The sequence below is a fragment of the Roseomonas sp. FDAARGOS_362 genome (assembly GCF_002754815.1).
In the GTDB taxonomy this organism is placed as follows: domain Bacteria; phylum Pseudomonadota; class Alphaproteobacteria; order Acetobacterales; family Acetobacteraceae; genus Roseomonas; species Roseomonas mucosa.
Map to the genome: position 1 here is coordinate 1,964,876 of NZ_CP024588.1, position 16,308 is coordinate 1,981,183.

The following is a 16,308-nucleotide window of genomic DNA, read 5'->3' on the forward strand; positions in this document are numbered from 1 at the left end:
TAAATTCTTTCTCTGCGTTCTCCTATAGCCTTGTCGGACATAGATTACTTGGTACTATGGAATAGCAGCACTCGAAAGCAAAGCCAACAATAGGCAAGCTGCTTTAATACTATTTTGCCGAATGGCACAAAGTGGTTTGATATAGCCCGCTTCGCGGTACCAGGCGAATATCCCTATCGACCTGGACCACAAAAAGGAAGTGCCGAGCCGAATGAACCGGCGGGTAATATCCCGGACAAAACTTGCGCTGGAGGACAAAACATGTCAGAATCCTACAAAGATATCTACATCACTGGGTTGGTAAACGCTCGCGCTTTAGAGACTCAGGCAATTGAGCTCCTTTCGCGGCAGTTGGATCGCGTCCAGAGCTACCCTGAAGTCGAAGCGGCTTTGCGCAAGCACCTGACTGAGAGTGAACAGCAGCGTGATCGCCTTGACGAACTACTAGCCGCGCACGGAACGTCGCATTCTGGAGTGAAAGATTTTGTGACCGGTCTCGTTGGTAATATGGCCGCTCTGGGCCATGTACCAATGCAGGATGAGATCATTAAGAATTCTCTGGCAAATTATGCCTTCGAACATTTTGAAATCGCGTCCTATAAATCTCTTTTGACGTTGGCTGAGCTTGCTGGTGATAGTGCTGCACCTACTGTGCTTATGCTTTCGCTGGGCGAGGAGGAGCGCATGGCACAATGGTGTGCTGATAATCTTGATGCCATCACGCGTAAGTTCGCCTCTCTTCGAGTGCAGGGCGATCAGGCCGGAATCTGACATGAATTTGGTCAGTAGATAATCATTATCGCCTCGGTGCCAGCCAGTGCAGCAAAACATATGTTAACTCTGGGCACCAAATATGCGTGCCGGCTCACTACGTTTCAGGGCACGAAAACACCATTGTCGAGATATGCGCCCGGATGGCTCGTGCCTCTGGGCGCTTTCGATTCTGTGCCTGTCCTCCAGAGCGGAGACAGCCGCGCAAGGCATCCTCACCATCCCCGAAGCCGGCCGTTGGATGCATGGAGATCCTCTCCATCGTCCTGTCGCCATACCCAAGCATCTGTGAGTGTCTGCGCTGCCACCTTCTCTCCTTGCCCAGCGTTTTGTCTCGGCTGCCAAATGAGGCGGTGAGCTGGATGGGGAAGATCATCGACATGGCCGAGAAGACCCTTGCGGACGCCTTCCACGAAACACTGAAGGACGTCTACTACGCCGAAAAACAGTCAGTGCGGGCGCTCAAGAAGTCTGCGAAGGCCGCGAAGGCACCGGAACTGAAGGAAGCGTTCACTCAGCATGCCGAGGAGAGCGCCGCGCAGGTGGAGCGCTTGGTCCAGGTCTTTGAGCGCATCGGCAAGTCAGCTCGTGCCAAGACCTGTGAAGCAATGCAGGGCCTGACGGCAGAAATGGAAGAGGATCTGGAGGATTTCGGCGGCACTGCGGCAGCCGATGATGTATTGATCGGCTGTGCCCAGGCGATCGAGCACTACGAAATTGCCCGCTACGGGCTGCTGAAGACCTGGGCAGCCAAACTCGGGTATTCTGAAGCAGAGCAGCTGCTGGCCGAGACCCTGGAGGAAGAGAAGAAAGCCGACGCCCTGCTGACCCAGATCGCAGAGAGCTTTGCCCCTTCAGGCAACGACGCTAACACTAAGTAGTCGGGTCTGAACAACCTCGCGGGCACTGATTTGCTTGGGAGAGTTGTTGGTTTGGGCGCTCTGGAATTGCAGGGTTCAGTTGGAACCCTGCGGTAATCCTGCGATTCTGCGGGCATGAAGCATCGTCCCCGCCCGCCGGAACAGGCCGACCTGCTACGGCCCCGCCTGGTCGGCATGATCAACGGGCGACACGAACTGATCCGGCTGGCGGCGCTGATCGACTGGTCCTGGTTCGAGCGGGAATGGGCCGGCTTCTTTCCCGCCGGTGAGAGCCGGCGAGCCAGCCATCCGCGTCTGGTCGTCGGGCTGATGTACCTCCAGCACGCCTACGGCCTCTCCGACGAGGCGGTGCTCGCCCGCTGGGTCAGAACCCGTATTTCCAGCACTTCACCGGCGAGACCTTCTTCCAGCATCGCCTGCCCATCCACCCCTCCTCGCTCAGCCGCTGGCGCGGCCGCATCGGTGAGGGGGGCGTGGAGTGGCTGCTGAGCAAGACCATCGAGGCGGGCCGCGCTGCGGGCGCTGTGTCGGAGCGCAGCCTGGCCAAGATCGCGGTGGACAACGCGCCCATGGAGAGCTTCTTCGCCTCGCTCAAGAAGGAGTGGACTTCCCCCTGTGGGGTGGAGGGTTTGGTAGTCGGCCTTGAACAACGTCTTCAGGCTGTCGCCCCTGCGAGCAGGGTGCGGCCTGTCGGGACGCTGGCTTGGCTGATCGGGGTGAGGATTGCCTGTCGGAGGGCGGTGAGGAGAGCGGCCAAAAGGGCCCTGAGGTGGGCGAGGATCTTGCGGATGTTGTGGCCGCAGCCGCAGAGGACGGCGTAGAGAGCATCGCCGAGCGTGCCCTTGAGGGCGCAGCGGGCGAGGCGGCCATCGGTCTTCATGTGGCCGATCTCGGGCTCGATGGCGCTGCGGCGGCGGAGCAGCCGGCGCAGGCGGGGCGTGAGGCCGCGGCTGGTGCCGCTGACGAGCACCCTGGTTGCCGTGACGCCATGGCCGCGGTAGCCGCGATCGACCACGGCGAGGCTGGGACGCTGGCCGGTGAGGGTCTCGACCTGCTGGAGGGCGTCGGCGAGGGTGTGGCCGTCGTAGGGATTGCCGGGCTGGCTGCGCATGCCGACGACGAAGCCACCGGCGAGGGTGGTGGCGATGCTGACCTTCGTGCCGAACTCGTAGCGCACCCGCGCCTTGCCCTTGGCGATGCAGTCCACCTCGGGCTCGTGCAGGGCGTAGAGCTTGCGGGACGACTTCGGTGTCTGGAGCAGCAGGCGGGTGACGAGGGCGATGCGCTGCTCGATGCGCGCCCGCAGTGGCCCGTCAGGGACGGCGCCGAGCTTGCGTTCAACATCGCGCAGGATGCGGCCGGTGTAGCCCTTGAGCGTGCGCAACGCCTTGCGCATGCGGCGGAACTGCCGGGCGTGGGCGTAGCGCCCCACCTGGCCGGCCAGGCGCGGCGCCAGGCGATTGTAGTTCTGGCGCAGGGCGATCCCGGCCTTGTGCGCCAGCGTCACCAGCGAGTGGCGGGCCCGCTCATAGAGGCGGCTGTCGGTCGGATGGGCGATGGCCTTCTCCATCACTGTGGTGTCCACTGCGATCTCGGCCAAGCTGTTCGACGTCACAGCTCCCGAAGCCTGAGCCGCCTCGATCGTCCTGGTCAGCAACCACTCGACACCTTCCTCACCGATGCGACCGCGCCAGCGGCTGAGAGAGGAGGGATGGATGGGCGCACGGTGCTGGAAGAAGGTCTCACCCGTGAAGTGCTGGAAGTACGGGTTCTCCACCCAGCGCGCGAGCACCGCCTCGTCGGAGAGGCCATGGGCGTGCTGGAGGTACATCAGCCCGGCGACCAGACGCGGATGCGTGGCCGGCCGTCCCTCAGCGGCGGGGAAGAAGCCGGCCCATTCCCGCTCGAACCAGGACCAGTCGATCAGCGCCGCCAGCCGCACCAGTTCGTGCCGCCCATCGATCATGTCGACCAGCCGCGGCCGCAGCAGATCGGCCTGTTCCGGCGGGCGCGGGCGGTGCTTCATGCCCACAAGATTCGCAGGGTTTGTCGTCGAAAACAATCGAACCCTGCAAATCCAGGTCGCCGAGCCCGGAAAATCTCACAGCTAGATCAGTGCCTTACGAGTTATTCAAGGCCGACTTGGTAAGGAACCCGAGCACCCTTGGAGGGCAGCATGGCGGAGAAGCGGACCCGACGCCGGTTCACGGCGGAGTTCAAGACAGAGGCGGTCAGGCGACTGCTCGAAGGCGGACGCGGGCTATCGGAGGTGGCCACCGAGCTTGGGCTCAGCACGGGCCAGCTGAGCACGTGGCGGACGGAGCAGCTGGCGGCCGGCTCGGCCGAGGCCTTGGCTGTGCGCAAAGCCGAGGAGGCCGAGACGCAGCGGCTGCGGCGTGAGGTGAAGCGGCTGGAGGAGGAGAACGTCATCCTGCGCAAGGCCGCGGCGGTTTTTGCCAAAGGGATTGCGTGACGAAGTTCGCCTTCGTGTCAGCCGAGCGGGGCAACCACGCCGTCGCGACCCTATGCCGGGTCATCGGCGCGAGCGTCTCCGGCTTCTACGCCTGGCTGCACGCGATCCCCACCGTCCAGACCCGAGCGGAGGCCGAGGCCGATCTGCGCGGGCACATCGACCGGATCTTCGCTGCCGGGCGCCGGGTCTATGGTTCGCCACGGGTTCATGCCGAGTTGCGCCGAGAGGGGCGCCGACATGGCCGACGGCGCGTGGAGCGGCTGATGCGCGAGATGGGGCTCTGCGCGCGCCAGGGGCGCCGTCGGGTGCCGCGCACCACGAACAGCCGCCATGACCTCCCGATCGCCCCCAACCTGCTGCTGCGGAACTTCGCGGCCGAGTGGCCAGATCAGGTGTGGTTGGCCGACATCTCCTACCTGCCTACCGGGGAGGGCTGGCTGTATCTGGCCGCGATCAAGGACATGGCCACGCGCGAGATCGTCGGCTGGTCCATGGCCGACCCTCTGAGGGCGGAGTTGGGCATCGATGCACTGGTCATGGCACTCCAGCGTTGCCGGCCGGGGAAGGGTCTGATCCTACACAGCGATCGTGGGGTGCAATATGCCGCCGCCGATTACCGCCTCGTACTGGAGCGGCATGGCATCACACAATCCATGAGCCGCCGGGGCAACTGCCTGGACAACGCGCCCATGGAGAGCTTCTTCGCCTCGCTCAAGAAGGAGCACATCCACCAAGCCCACTTCCGCACCCGCGCGGAGGCGAAGGCGGCGGTGTTCGACTACGTCGAGGTGTTCTATAATAGGCAGCGCCTGAACTCAGGCGTCGGCTACCGTACGCCCACCGAGGCGCGGGTAGCCATGAGTGCGGAGGCCGTCATGCCGATCGCCGCATGATGCTCTGATCTCACCCCTCCACCCCGCAGGGGGAAGTCCAGCCACCTGTATGAGAAGGTGCGGCAATCCCTCGTGGCGCTGGCGGACAAGGCCGGGATCGCCTTGCGCCAGAACTACAATCGCCTGGCGCCACGTCTGGCCGCACGGGTGGGGCGGCATGCTCATGCCCAGCAGTACTGGCGCATGTGCCAGGCGCTGCGCACCCTCAAGGGCTACACCGGCCGCGTGCTGCGCGATGTGGGGCGCAAGCTCGGCGCCGTCGCGCAAGGGCCGCTGCGGGATCGGATCAGCGACAGGATGGCCCTCGTCACCCGCCTGCTGCGCCAGACACCGAAGACGTCCCGCAAGCTCTATGCCCTGCACGAGCCCGCGGTGGACTGCATCTCGAAAGGCAAGGCCCGCATGCGCTACGAGTTCGGCTCCAAGGTCAGCGTCGCCACCACCATCGAGGGCGGCTTCGTCGTCGGCATGCGCTCCATGCCCGGCAATCCCTATGACGGCCACACCCTCGCTGACGCCCTCGAGCAGGTCGAGACCCTCACCAGCCATCATCCCAGTACCGTCGTGGCCGATCGCGGCTACCGCGGCCATGGCGTGTGGGGCACGCAGGTGTTGGTCAGCGGCACCCGCCGCCGGCTGACACCAAGGCTTATCAGGCTGCTGCGCCGTCGCAGCGCCATCGAGCCTGAGATCGGCCACCTGAAGACCGACGGCCGTCTCGCCCGCTGTGCCCTCAAGGGCACCTTCGGCGATGCCCTGTTCGCCGTGCTCTGCGGCTGCGGCCACAACATCCGCAAGATCCTTGCCCACCTCCGGGCTTTCTTGCTCGCCCTGTTCGCCAGTCTCGTTCAGGCGCTCACCTAGACCAGCCCCTATCCAGCGGCTGGCCGAACGCACTGACAAGCTATTCAAGGCCGACTACTTAGGGCCGCTCTACTGATAGCGTTTCGATCCACGCTCCCGCACGAGGAGCGACTTGGACACGTCCGCGTTGCGCCCGTGCTTGAAGCGGTTTCGATCCACGCTCCCGCACGGGGAGCGACTACGGCGCGCCGCGCTTGCCCGGCTTGCGCAGGTTTCGATCCACGCTCCCGCACAGGGAGCGACAGGAGATGCCCGCCACCGTCTCCACCGCCCTGGCGTTTCGATCCACGCTCCCGCACAGGGAGCGACGCCGCGAGCACGCCCTCATCTCGCAGGTTGGCACGTTTCGATCCACGCTCCCGCACGGGGAGCGACAGGAAGCCGCGATCAGGAGGGCGGCGAGGGCGTAGTTTCGATCCACGCTCCCGCACGGGGAGCGACGGGGCTGGGCATCGACGCGACCGACATCAACCAGTTTCGATCCACGCTCCCGCACGGGGAGCGACCGGGCGTGGTGCAGGCGGATGCCGCCACCAGCCTGTTTCGATCCACGCTCCCGCACGGGGAGCGACAGTGCTCGTGCGTGTTCGTCTCGGTCACGGCGCGGGTGTTTCGATCCACGCTCCCGCACGGGGAGCGACTTGCGGGACGTGACGGGATCGCCGTTCGCGTCGAGTTTCGATCCACGCTCCCGCACGGGGAGCGACCTCCCGGGGATCGCCGTCATAGCCGCCAACCGACACGTTTCGATCCACGCTCCCGCACGGGGAGCGACATCGGCGCGCCGCGCGGGGTGACGGTAACAACCTGTTTCGATCCACGCTCCCGCACGGGGAGCGACAATGCCTCGGATGGTCCAGGGCCGGATGCGGTCGGTTTCGATCCACGCTCCCGCACGGGGAGCGACAGCACGGTGGACACGGTGCGGCGCCAGATCGCCGCGTTTCGATCCACGCTCCCGCACGGGGAGCGACCGCGGGCCTTCGCCTCGGCTGCCGTCGCCTGCGCGTTTCGATCCACGCTCCCGCACGGGGAGCGACCGGATGGCCGCGGGGGTCGGCTGGCTCATGCCTCGTTTCGATCCACGCTCCCGCACGGGGAGCGACCCGCCGACATTGATGCTGCAATCTACTGCGCGAGGTTTCGATCCACGCTCCCGCACGGGGAGCGACAGTGGTGGCGAGGTCGTGCGAGACGGGGGCTTCGTGTTTCGATCCACGCTCCCGCACGGGGAGCGACGCAACGGCGGACGGCCTGATACCATGCCTCATAAGTTTCGATCCACGCTCCCGCACGGGGAGCGACACTTCGACCGCGCGATGGACCTGATCCTCGATCATGTTTCGATCCACGCTCCCGCACGGGGAGCGACGTTCTGCGCAACATCGGTGCTGTCCACGCTGTAGTTTCGATCCACGCTCCCGCACGGGGAGCGACTATGGAACTCGCGCATAGATTGCGAACGGAACGGGTTTCGATCCACGCTCCCGCACGGGGAGCGACAGTCGGCGCTCGGTGTATGCCTCGGCCCGGGACGTTTCGATCCACGCTCCCGCACGGGGAGCGACTTGCCGCTATAGCCGTTGGCCACGCACCAGTCCCGTTTCGATCCACGCTCCCGCACGGGGAGCGACTCCCTGGTGGAGACGGTGGCGGCGCAGGCCACGGAGTTTCGATCCACGCTCCCGCACGGGGAGCGACCTGGAGGTGACGGACAGCATGCTACTCGCGATGGTGTTTCGATCCACGCTCCCGCACGGGGAGCGACCAGACGCCACCTGGACGAGATCGTCGGATGGCGTGTTTCGATCCACGCTCCCGCACGGGGAGCGACGCAGTTCCACTCCCATGGTCTGCGCCATCATGGGGTTTCGATCCACGCTCCCGCACGGGGAGCGACAATGCCCTTGCGGCATAGTCTGCGGGCAGCAGAGTTTCGATCCACGCTCCCGCACGGGGAGCGACCGTCCCATGCAGTAGAGGATCTGGTTCTGGTAGATGTTTCGATCCACGCTCCCGCACGGGGAGCGACGTTCTCGCTGCCGCGACCATCCTTGCCGCCGAAGTTTCGATCCACGCTCCCGCACGGGGAGCGACGCGCCCAGGGCGAGGGAGGCGACGGCGGAGAGAAGTTTCGATCCACGCTCCCGCACGGGGAGCGACTCCAGTCCAGGCCGTCCAGGAACACCAGCACGCCGTTTCGATCCACGCTCCCGCACGGGGAGCGACATGGCGCCACCGCATATAAGGAAGGAACCAGGAAAGTTTCGATCCACGCTCCCGCACGGGGAGCGACGCTGGGACATCCTGGGGGGTGACTCCCGCTTCCCGTTTCGATCCACGCTCCCGCACGGGGAGCGACGTCCCGATCTGGGCCAGGGTCACGGATGATCCGGTGTTTCGATCCACGCTCCCGCACGGGGAGCGACCGGCCTCAACGATGTCCTGTTCGAGATCGGTAAGGTTTCGATCCACGCTCCCGCACGGGGAGCGACCGAGCCGCCCGCACATCATGGAGCCGACATGGCGTTTCGATCCACGCTCCCGCACGGGGAGCGACGGTGGAGCTATCCGCACCCGTCCGTCATCGTGGAGTTTCGATCCACGCTCCCGCACGGGGAGCGAGACCACGGCTAAGCCCTCTCAGCCCAGTTGTTCTGTTTCGATCCACGCTCCCGCACGGGGAGCGACGCGTCAGGTCACCGATAGGCGTGCCGCCGATCTTGTTTCGATCCACGCTCCCGCACGGGGAGCGACGGTCAACATCGTCTGGAGCTACGTGCAGCAGCGGGTTTCGATCCACGCTCCCGCACGGGGAGCGACATCTGCGTCCCGCGCGGCGCGACCCGGTCCCACACGTTTCGATCCACGCTCCCGCACGGGGAGCGACTGCTGCTGGGCGTGCCCTTGATCGCGATGGGCGTGTTTCGATCCACGCTCCCGCACGGGGAGCGACCTTCGGTGGAGGCTCGTCGCGTCCCCGCAAAGCGTTTCGATCCACGCTCCCGCACGGGGAGCGACCCCGGCACTTTTATGGGATGGCCCGCCCCTCAATCCTGCTGGCGTAGGCTGGCCGGGCAACCGGGGCGTAAGGGAGCTGACCCATGTTGGAGATTGCGGTTCTCGGGGTAGATCTGGGCAAGAACAGCTGCAGCGTGGTCGGGCTGGACGCGGCTGGGCGGGTAGTCCTGCGACGGCGCCTGCACCGGGACGGGGTGGTGGGGCTGGCGGCAGGGTCGCCGGGCTGCATGGTGGCGATGGAGGCCTGCTGTGGAGCGCACCACCTGGGCCGGCGGCTGCGTGAGGCAGGGCACGAGGTGCGGCTGATGTCGCCCGAGTACGTGCGGCCCTATGTCCGCTTATGGTCACCTCGCCATAACTTCACTAATCATCAGGTGACCATAATGCGAAGGAACGCACGCGGGCCGCCCAGTTGTCGGCCGTTCGCGCAAAATTCCTTCGCATTATTTCAGAGCGTGTCCAGCCAGGCGAGCAGGCTCGTATCGCGTTTCCACGATGAAGAGTGCGCCGTCGCCACCGGCACAGCGACCTGTTCCAACGCCTTTCGCTTTGTGTCCAGATTGGCCTTCGCGTAGTGATTGGTGGTGTCGAGGCTCACATGCCCAAGCCAACTGCGGATGACCGTGATGTCTACGCCCGCCGATACAAGGTGGACGGCGGTGGCGTGACGGAAGCTGTGCGGCGTTACGTGCTTCGTTTGCAGCGGCGGCATGGTCGCAGCCGCCGCCTTCACATAGGCGGCAAGCTTGAACCGGACGCCCGAGGCGCTGAGCGGCTCTCCGTAGCGGTTGACGAACAGCCGCTGGTCTTGTGCCCGTGGCTGCCGCTCAAGCAGCTTTTTCAACAACATCACGGTTTCCGGCCAAAGCGGGCAGAGACGCTCTTTTCGCCCCTTGCCCGTAAGCCGAACGCAACTCGGGCTATCGAACCGGATTGCCTCAGGGCACATATCGAGTGCTTCCTGTATTCGCGCCCCGCTGTTGTAGAGGAACGAGAGCAACGCATGGTCGCGCATGCCTTCGAGGGTTGACTGGTCTGGCTGGGCAAGAATCGCTGCCACTTCCAGCGGATCCAGATAGCAAGGCTCAGATACCGGCGCCCGCTTGATCGGGATGTTGAGGATTTCCACGCACTGCGCGATTAAGGCAGGATCCTTGGTCGCCACAAAGTTGAAGAAGCTGCGGATCGCAGCAAGCCGGCAGTTGCGGGTGCCGATCGTGCCGCCACGGTCGTGCTCGGCGTGCCTCAGGAACGCCGCGACTTGCGCGGCGGTCAGATCGGCGAGCGAGATTATAGCAACTTTCTTTTTCGCGCGGTCAGCGACAAACCGGAGGAACAGTCGCCAGGTGTCGCGGTAGGAGCGGACGGTGTTGACGGACGCATTGCGTTGCTCGACAAGCCATTCGTAAAAGAACGCGCGCATCAGTTCCGGGAACGGATTGGCTTTGCTCATGACCGCACCTCCCGTTCGAGATTGAGGCATGGCGCGCCCACGGCCCTGAACCGTTCGTTTGCGAGATGCAGCAGATCCTGCGTGACGGTGATGTAGACCAGAGTGGAGTTGATATCCCGATGGCCGAGGTAGGTCGCGAGGAACGGCAGCCGCTCCTGCGGGTTGATCCCCAGACGGTACCATTCAAGGATACGGTTCACGACCATCGAGTGCCGAAGATCATGAACGCGAGGCCCGAACTGCCCTTGCAGTGGTTTCAATCCGGCGCGACGTACGACGTCTGTGAGCAACCAGGTGATCATTTCGGGCGTGTAGCGGGATCTGCCCTGGACGTGCCAGAACAGAGCAGAGTGCGGGTCCTGCGATGCGCCGACCTGACGCCGTGCAGCGATGTAGGCCCGGAGTTCCATCATCACACTGTCAGGAAGTGGCAGAATTCGGGTCTTGAAGAACTTGGTCTGCCGAACCGTGATGGTGCCGTCACCGGGATTAACGTCACCAAGATCCAGCCTGGCCAACTCTCCCCGCCGCAGACCCGCACAGTAGGCCAGCAACAGCATGGTGTAGATGCTCAACGGACGAAGTGTTGCCCGCGGAGAGGGATACGAACGGGCAATGTCGAGCATGCGCCGTACGTCGACAGGAGAGTAGATATGAGGCGTTCGCCACTGCTTGCGGACCTCTTTTTGGGGTCTCGGATCCGGTCGACGCCGAGGAGCTGACGGATCGCACCGCCGCTGGATTTTGGCAAAGAGGCGCTCAAGGTTTTTGCGCTCATATGCATGGTTACGCGTGCCTTTCGTCGCCGCCCATCGATCGATCATGACGCGCAGCGGCTCGGTTTCCAGTTGCGGGTTCAGTTGCAGGAACCGGTCGAACTGCAAAAGCCGCACCGGTTGCGAAGTATATTTGTATCCCCTACGGCGCATCATGGCGACATGCTCGGCCATAACCTCGCCCAGCACACTACCGAACGGTTTGGGCTGGCGCAGTGTGGCAAGAGCCTGTTCTGGATTACACGATATCAACGCGCGCCAGATCGGCATGCTCTGCTTTATATGACATGCCTGACGCAGACCTTCGACAGGGTTGTGATCAATCGCACCGGTTGCCACGAGGTGGTCGAGGAACCGATCGATGATGCGAGTGCGATGCAGGAGCGTAGATGTCGCCCAGCGAGACGCTAATTCCCGTAGCCAAGCTTGCAGCGCTTGTTGATCGAGCAACCCGTGCCGTTCAACGGCATCCTGGAAGCTATGCAGGACCTGTTGATAGCAGGTGCGGCTTTTGAGATCGCGCAGATCAAGGCTCGCGACATAGCTGCCAATGCGCGTGCGATCGGAATCAGGCCAACGGGAGATCATGCCAGCACCTCCGTTCCTGGCACATCAAGAGCGACGGCCCTCAGATCCTCGGTGGCAAGCTTGAGGTAGGGGTCTGTCGACCCGGTCGAGCGATGTCCTAACAGATCGCCAATTACCTTTTTCGGAACTGCCGCGCGCAGTAACTCGGTCGCACGAGCGTGACGGAAGATGTGGGGGCCGCACTTGCCCAAGGGATTGACGCCGGCATCCCGGAGCCTCCGCCGAACCAGGCTGTATAGCTTGTCGAGCTTGCGATAGGGCGCACGCGTCCGGATGAAGATCTCCCTGGCATCGGTCGCGGGCCGTCCAGACCGCAGGTAAGCAAGGATCGCTTCGCCAACCGGCTCCATCAAAGGAAGGAGCGTATAGGCTTGCGTTTTGCTGTGACGGACACGAACGACTTCGGCCCGCCAGTCTATGTCTTCGATCCGCATGTTACGGACTTCGCTTGCACGGAGCCCGTAGGTGGCGAGGAGTTGTAATATCGCATGGTCCCGCAAACCGGCAGTCGTCGTGTCCATGCTCGTGCTTGCCAGAACCGCGGTGATCTGGTTGCGCTCCAGGATCGAAGGGACCCCTTCATAAGCATAGAGCCGCGGCGCGATGATATGCGGCGACAGATCTGCCGCAACGCGGGCAGTCCTGTAGAGGTGGCGCAGCAGCGAACGAAGCCGCTCCGCTGCGGATTTCAGCGAACTACGCGTCAGCTTCGAGCCACGCAGGTCCATATAGCTGTCGATGTCGCCGACGGTTAATCCGTTGAGACCCTCGACCCCGCTCCGGTCGAGTTGCCAGGCAAGGAAGTAGCGGGCTTCCCATAAGAACGCGTCGATGCTGGCTTGGGCAAGGCCACGCTCGTCGCGAAGCCAGGTTTCGTATTCGTTGCAGACCGTAAACCGTAGTGCGTCAGCGGCGCAGGCCACTTTGGGAGAAGGCGGCCACTGACCCTGCCCAAGCCGCAGCAGCGCGTGAATCCCGGACTGCGGGACTTCGTGCCAGCGCTTGCTGGGCCGTCGTCCGCGGCGCTTGCGGAATTGCGCGGCCGCACGACGCAAATATTCCGCTACTTCGGTTTCGGTCACGTCTGCGACTGGAATCCCTCGGTACATGAGATAGTCCAGAAACTCGCGGGCGTAGCTGCAGTAATTTCTGATCACTACGGGGCTGTATCGGCGGCCGATCAATACGGCTTCGAGCTCAACAATCAGTTCTCGTTCAGATTTCGACATCAATAACTCCTCTGCTCGTCAAAAGACTGCAGAGGTTCGCCGGAAAATAATGTGCAGCAAAGTTGGCGAAAAGCAGCGCCACCGGGCGGGTTCCATGCGTTTGCCCCGCGTTCCTTCGCATTATGGTCACCTGATGATTAGTGAAGGCGCAAAAGAACGACGAGCGGGACGCGGAGGCGATCGCCGAGGCGGCGACCCGGCCGACCATGCGCTTTGTCGAGATCAAGAGCGAGGCGCAGCTCGACATGCAGAGCCTGCACCGTGTCCGCGACCGGCTGGTGTGTGAGCGGACGGCGCTGATCAACCAGCTGCGCGCCATTCTGCTCGAGCGCGGCGTCACCGTGCCCCAGGGCCGGCGCAAGCTGGAGGTCTACCTTGAGACCCTGCTGGCCGAGGAGCGGGTCCCGCTCAGTCCGCGGGTGCGGCTGCTCGTCGAGGACCAGCGGGCGGAGTGGCGCGAGCTGGACCGACGTATCGAGGCGTTCGACGAGGAGTTCGCGGCCGAGGCTCGGGCCGATGAGGCTGCCCGGCTGCTGACCACCATTCCCGGCATCGGGCCGCTGAACGCGACGGCGCTGGTGGCGGCAGTCGGCAGGGCCGAGACCTTCGGGCGAGGACGCGACCTCGCCGCCTGGCTTGGGCTGGTGCCGAGGCAGATGACCACGGGTGGCAAGCCAAAGCTGCTGGGGATCAGCAAGCGGGGGAATGTCTACCTGCGCAAGATGCTGATCCACGGCGCGCGGGCGGCGCTGCCGACACTGTCAAAAGCCGAAACCCCGCTCGGCGGATGGCTGCGAGGCTTGGCGGCCCGGGCGCACGTGAACGCCGTGGTGGTGGCACTCGCGGCGAAGCTGGCGCGGATCATCTGCGCAGTGCTGCGAACTGGGCAGAAGTTCGAGATGAAGGCGACGACGGTGTCGTAGCCGAGGGGATCCGCCGTTCGCGCTCGCCCGGTGCGGGCGGCTGGATGAGGTCTGCGGGTGGTGGAAGCGAGATGGCCTGACAGTCGACCGGCGTTCTGGAACCCTGGCGCAAAAAATGGCGCTCTGACGCCGTGACTTTTATGAGGACCAGGACGCGCGGATCTCCATCTTGGCCAGGGCCGATGTGCCTTGTGACCGGATACGTTGGCGTAGACTGATCAGACCAGGTCGTGAAAGCCCTTGCGGACGGGGCGGGCCATACGTTTTTTGTGAAAGCTCCATGGTTTGCCCGCCACTCGTCGCGAACCAGGGTGGAAGCCTAGGTCGGTCCGGCAGCGTCTTTCCGCTTATACAAACTCTTCTTCTGTTTTCAATGAGTTCAGCGCTCCGCGAGCCACCACGCCACGGCATGGTCGCTACCGGATCGCGCAAATTGCGTCATCTCAGAAGACCAATGGTCCTTCCAGATCCAGAACGGGCTTTGCACCCATATGTTCCACCCGGGCTCTGCCCGAAGCGCCGAGGCGGTAGAAACGCAGGCTGTCCTGCTCCAGATCAACCTCGGCCATCAGACGCGCGCGTAGCGCGGTCCACTGTGCCGGGTCAACTTCGCATTCGAACACGGAATTCTGCACCCGCTGGCCATGGTCGAGACAGGCACGAGCCACACGTCTCAACCTGCGACGTCCCGCTGGCGTCACGGTGCTGACATCATAGGTGATGAGCATGAGCATGGCTTTGGCCTACTTCCAGAAGAAGCCGGGATAGCCATCCAAATCATCGCGCAGGTGGCGAGCCAGAAGCTGTGCCTGTAGGTAAGGGACCAACCCAAGCGGTACGGCCTCACCCAGAAAGCCATGCCGCAGCGTGGTGCGCTTGCGTTCCTGCCAAGCGATCAGCACCTGCTTCCGGGCGTCGTCGGTCAGGCGCACACCGCCGGCCTCCTCCACGACGAAATCCCCAGCCCGCAGCTGTCCGCGATTCACCAGGCTCAGCGCCAGGCGATCGGCCAGCACCGGCCGCAGCTCCTCCATCAGGTCCAGCGCCAGCCCGGCGCGACCAGGACGGTCACGATGCAGGAAGCCCACTTGTGGGTCCAGCCCATGCGCCTCCAGCGCGCCGCGGCAATCATGCCCCAGCATGGCATAGAGGAAGGAAAGCAGCGCGTTCATGCGATCCAGCGGAGGCCGGCGTGAACGACCGGTGAAACCCATGGCGGCGTCCGTAGCGCGAACCAGGTGCCCGAAGACGCCGAAATACAGCGCGGCCGCCTCACCTTCCAGGCCGCGCAACAGGTCGATGTCTGCCGCCAGCAGGATTCGGCGCGCCTGATCCAACAACCGGGCGGAACAGAGTTCCAGCGTTTCCCGCACCGGTGCCTCCATGACGGCGCCATGGTCACGCAATGCTCTCAGCAACACGACGCGCTGGTTCGCCACCTTTGCCGACACGATGCCGCGCACGATCGGCACAGCGCGCGTCGGATCATCCGCCAACCGGTACTGCGCGCGGCGAAGTAGGACGTTGCCGCTGCGTGCGCCCTCGATCCGCGCCAGGAAGCGCCCGTTCGGGTCGAGGCAGGACATGGTGATGCCGCCCTCCGCACAGGCCGCCATGAGGGCGGGCGAGAAGCCGGGACGTCCGAAGGTGACCAGCCCCTCCAGCATGTGGAGCGGCGCACGGCCGACCTCCTCACCCTCCACCTCGACCACGAGGTTGGCACCGTCCTTGCGCAGCCAGGCTGCATCGCGCGTGACGTAGATCGTGTTCAGCATGCGCCGCATCGGATCACTCCCCCGCCGCCAGTTGCCGCGCGAGCCAGGCGGCAACCTTCGGCGGCTTCTCCAGACGGGCGGGTTGGCACAGGTCGCTCATCGAGCAACGCTGGCAGCCCGATTGCAGCACCGGCGGTGGCGTCACCCCCGCCAGGATGTTCGCCCGCGCCGCCTCCGCCGTGGCAGCCGTCAGAGCCCGCAGCGCCTTGTCGAAACGCACCACGACCCGGCGCCGGGTCTGGCCGTAGAACAGGGCACCCTCGGGGATGGTCGTGCCGGACATCTCCTCCAGGCAGACGGCCTGGGCGCAGAGCTGCACCTCATCCGCCCGGTGCGCCTTTGGACGGCCGCGCTTGTATTCGACAGGATAAGGCTGTGGCGGGCGGCCACGAAACTCCACCGTATCTGCCTTGCCCACCACGCCCAGCGCCAGGGAGCGCAGGGCGATCCCACGGGCGACCCTCAGGCCTGGCCGCGTCTCGCCCTTTCCGGCATCCACCCGCTCGTGCAGCAGCCTGCCCTCGGCGGTCGCGCCATCCTCCGCCCAGAGCTGCTCCACATGGATAAGCGCGCATTGCCGCGGGCAGAAGATCTGGTGCTGCAACGCCGAGAGCGGGATCAGCCCGTCCTCGGCCTCCGGATGATGGGGAACCGGCATGGT

10 protein-coding genes, 4 pseudogenes and 1 CRISPR repeat array are annotated in these 16,308 nt (G+C 64.3%); of the genes and pseudogenes, 7 read left to right on the plus strand and 7 right to left on the minus strand.

What is annotated here, in order from left to right; genetic code table 11:
- Window positions 1–261: 261 nt before the first annotated feature.
- From CTJ15_RS13920 to CTJ15_RS13930, 3 genes and pseudogenes are all read left to right on the plus strand, one after another.
- Window positions 262–771: a ferritin-like domain-containing protein gene (locus CTJ15_RS13920; RefSeq protein ID WP_075822100.1), complete on the plus strand. Its 510-nt coding sequence runs from the start codon at window positions 262–264 to the stop codon at window positions 769–771.
- A gap of 245 nt (window positions 772–1,016) precedes the next feature.
- Window positions 1,017–1,652: a ferritin-like domain-containing protein gene (locus tag CTJ15_RS13925; RefSeq protein ID WP_226946137.1), complete on the plus strand. Its 636-nt coding sequence runs from the start codon at window positions 1,017–1,019 to the stop codon at window positions 1,650–1,652.
- 114 nt (window positions 1,653–1,766) lie between these two features.
- Window positions 1,767–2,239 (plus strand): annotated as a pseudogene (locus tag CTJ15_RS13930) (transposase); the annotation flags it as partial.
- Window positions 2,240–2,307: 68 nt separating this feature from the next.
- On the opposite strand, the gene CTJ15_RS13935 reads toward CTJ15_RS13930, so the two are convergent.
- A complete protein-coding gene (locus CTJ15_RS13935; protein WP_226946138.1) occupies window positions 2,308–3,678 on the minus strand; it encodes an IS5 family transposase in 1,371 nt (456 codons plus the stop codon).
- 150 nt (window positions 3,679–3,828) lie between these two features.
- Between CTJ15_RS13935 and CTJ15_RS13940 the strand changes: the two genes are divergently transcribed.
- From CTJ15_RS13940 to CTJ15_RS13950, 3 genes and pseudogenes are all read left to right on the plus strand, one after another.
- Window positions 3,829–5,018 (plus strand): IS3 family transposase gene (locus CTJ15_RS13940; RefSeq protein ID WP_216349041.1). Its coding sequence is split into 2 segments (ribosomal slippage): window positions 3,829–4,101 and window positions 4,104–5,018, totalling 1,188 coding nucleotides; the frame shifts between segments, so codons are not numbered across the junction.
- A gap of 39 nt (window positions 5,019–5,057) precedes the next feature.
- Window positions 5,058–5,882, plus strand: a pseudogene (locus tag CTJ15_RS13945) (IS5 family transposase); the annotation flags it as partial.
- An 80-nt stretch (window positions 5,883–5,962) separates the two neighbouring features.
- Window positions 5,963–8,903: direct repeats of the CRISPR family, unit length 32 nt; unit sequence GTTTCGATCCACGCTCCCGCACGGGGAGCGAC.
- An 86-nt stretch (window positions 8,904–8,989) separates the two neighbouring features.
- Window positions 8,990–9,241: pseudogene (locus CTJ15_RS13950) on the plus strand (IS110 family transposase); the annotation flags it as partial.
- A gap of 110 nt (window positions 9,242–9,351) precedes the next feature.
- On the opposite strand, the gene CTJ15_RS13955 reads toward CTJ15_RS13950, so the two are convergent.
- Genes CTJ15_RS13955 through CTJ15_RS13965 form a run of 3 tightly spaced genes read right to left on the minus strand, consistent with a single transcriptional unit; the run spans window position 9,352 to window position 12,949 of the window.
- Window positions 9,352–10,356, minus strand: a complete 1,005-nt coding sequence (locus tag CTJ15_RS13955) for a tyrosine-type recombinase/integrase (RefSeq protein ID WP_025292317.1) — start codon at window positions 10,354–10,356, stop codon at window positions 9,352–9,354.
- The gene (locus CTJ15_RS13960; RefSeq protein WP_226946139.1) at window positions 10,353–11,720 is read right to left on the minus strand and encodes a tyrosine-type recombinase/integrase; all 1,368 of its coding nucleotides are present in this window, start codon (window positions 11,718–11,720) and stop codon (window positions 10,353–10,355) included. The genes CTJ15_RS13955 and CTJ15_RS13960 overlap by 4 nt, the downstream gene beginning before the upstream one ends.
- Window positions 11,717–12,949, minus strand: coding sequence for a site-specific integrase (locus tag CTJ15_RS13965; RefSeq protein ID WP_099781047.1), 1,233 nt, complete (start codon window positions 12,947–12,949; stop codon window positions 11,717–11,719). Before CTJ15_RS13965 ends, CTJ15_RS13960 begins: the two co-directional genes overlap by 4 nt.
- A 140-nt stretch (window positions 12,950–13,089) precedes the next feature.
- Between CTJ15_RS13965 and CTJ15_RS13970 the strand changes: the two are divergent.
- A pseudogene (locus CTJ15_RS13970) lies at window positions 13,090–13,872 on the plus strand (IS110 family transposase); the annotation flags it as partial.
- 443 nt (window positions 13,873–14,315) lie between these two features.
- Here CTJ15_RS13970 and cas2 read toward each other — a convergent pair.
- The 3 genes from cas2 to cas4 are packed head-to-tail and all read right to left on the minus strand — an operon-like array spanning window position 14,316 to window position 16,305.
- On the minus strand, window positions 14,316–14,606 hold the full coding sequence (gene cas2 / locus CTJ15_RS13975) for a CRISPR-associated endonuclease Cas2 (RefSeq protein WP_075822406.1): 291 nt from the start codon (window positions 14,604–14,606) through the stop codon (window positions 14,316–14,318).
- A 9-nt stretch (window positions 14,607–14,615) separates the two neighbouring features.
- Window positions 14,616–15,656 carry a type I-C CRISPR-associated endonuclease Cas1c gene (gene cas1c, locus CTJ15_RS13980; RefSeq protein ID WP_019463380.1) on the minus strand — a complete coding sequence of 347 codons (1,041 nt, stop codon included), beginning with the start codon at window positions 15,654–15,656 and terminating at the stop codon, window positions 14,616–14,618.
- Window positions 15,657–15,660: 4 nt separating this feature from the next.
- Window positions 15,661–16,305 carry a CRISPR-associated protein Cas4 gene (cas4, locus tag CTJ15_RS13985; RefSeq protein WP_019463381.1) on the minus strand — a complete coding sequence of 215 codons (645 nt, stop codon included), beginning with the start codon at window positions 16,303–16,305 and terminating at the stop codon, window positions 15,661–15,663.
- Window positions 16,306–16,308 lie beyond the last annotated feature (3 nt).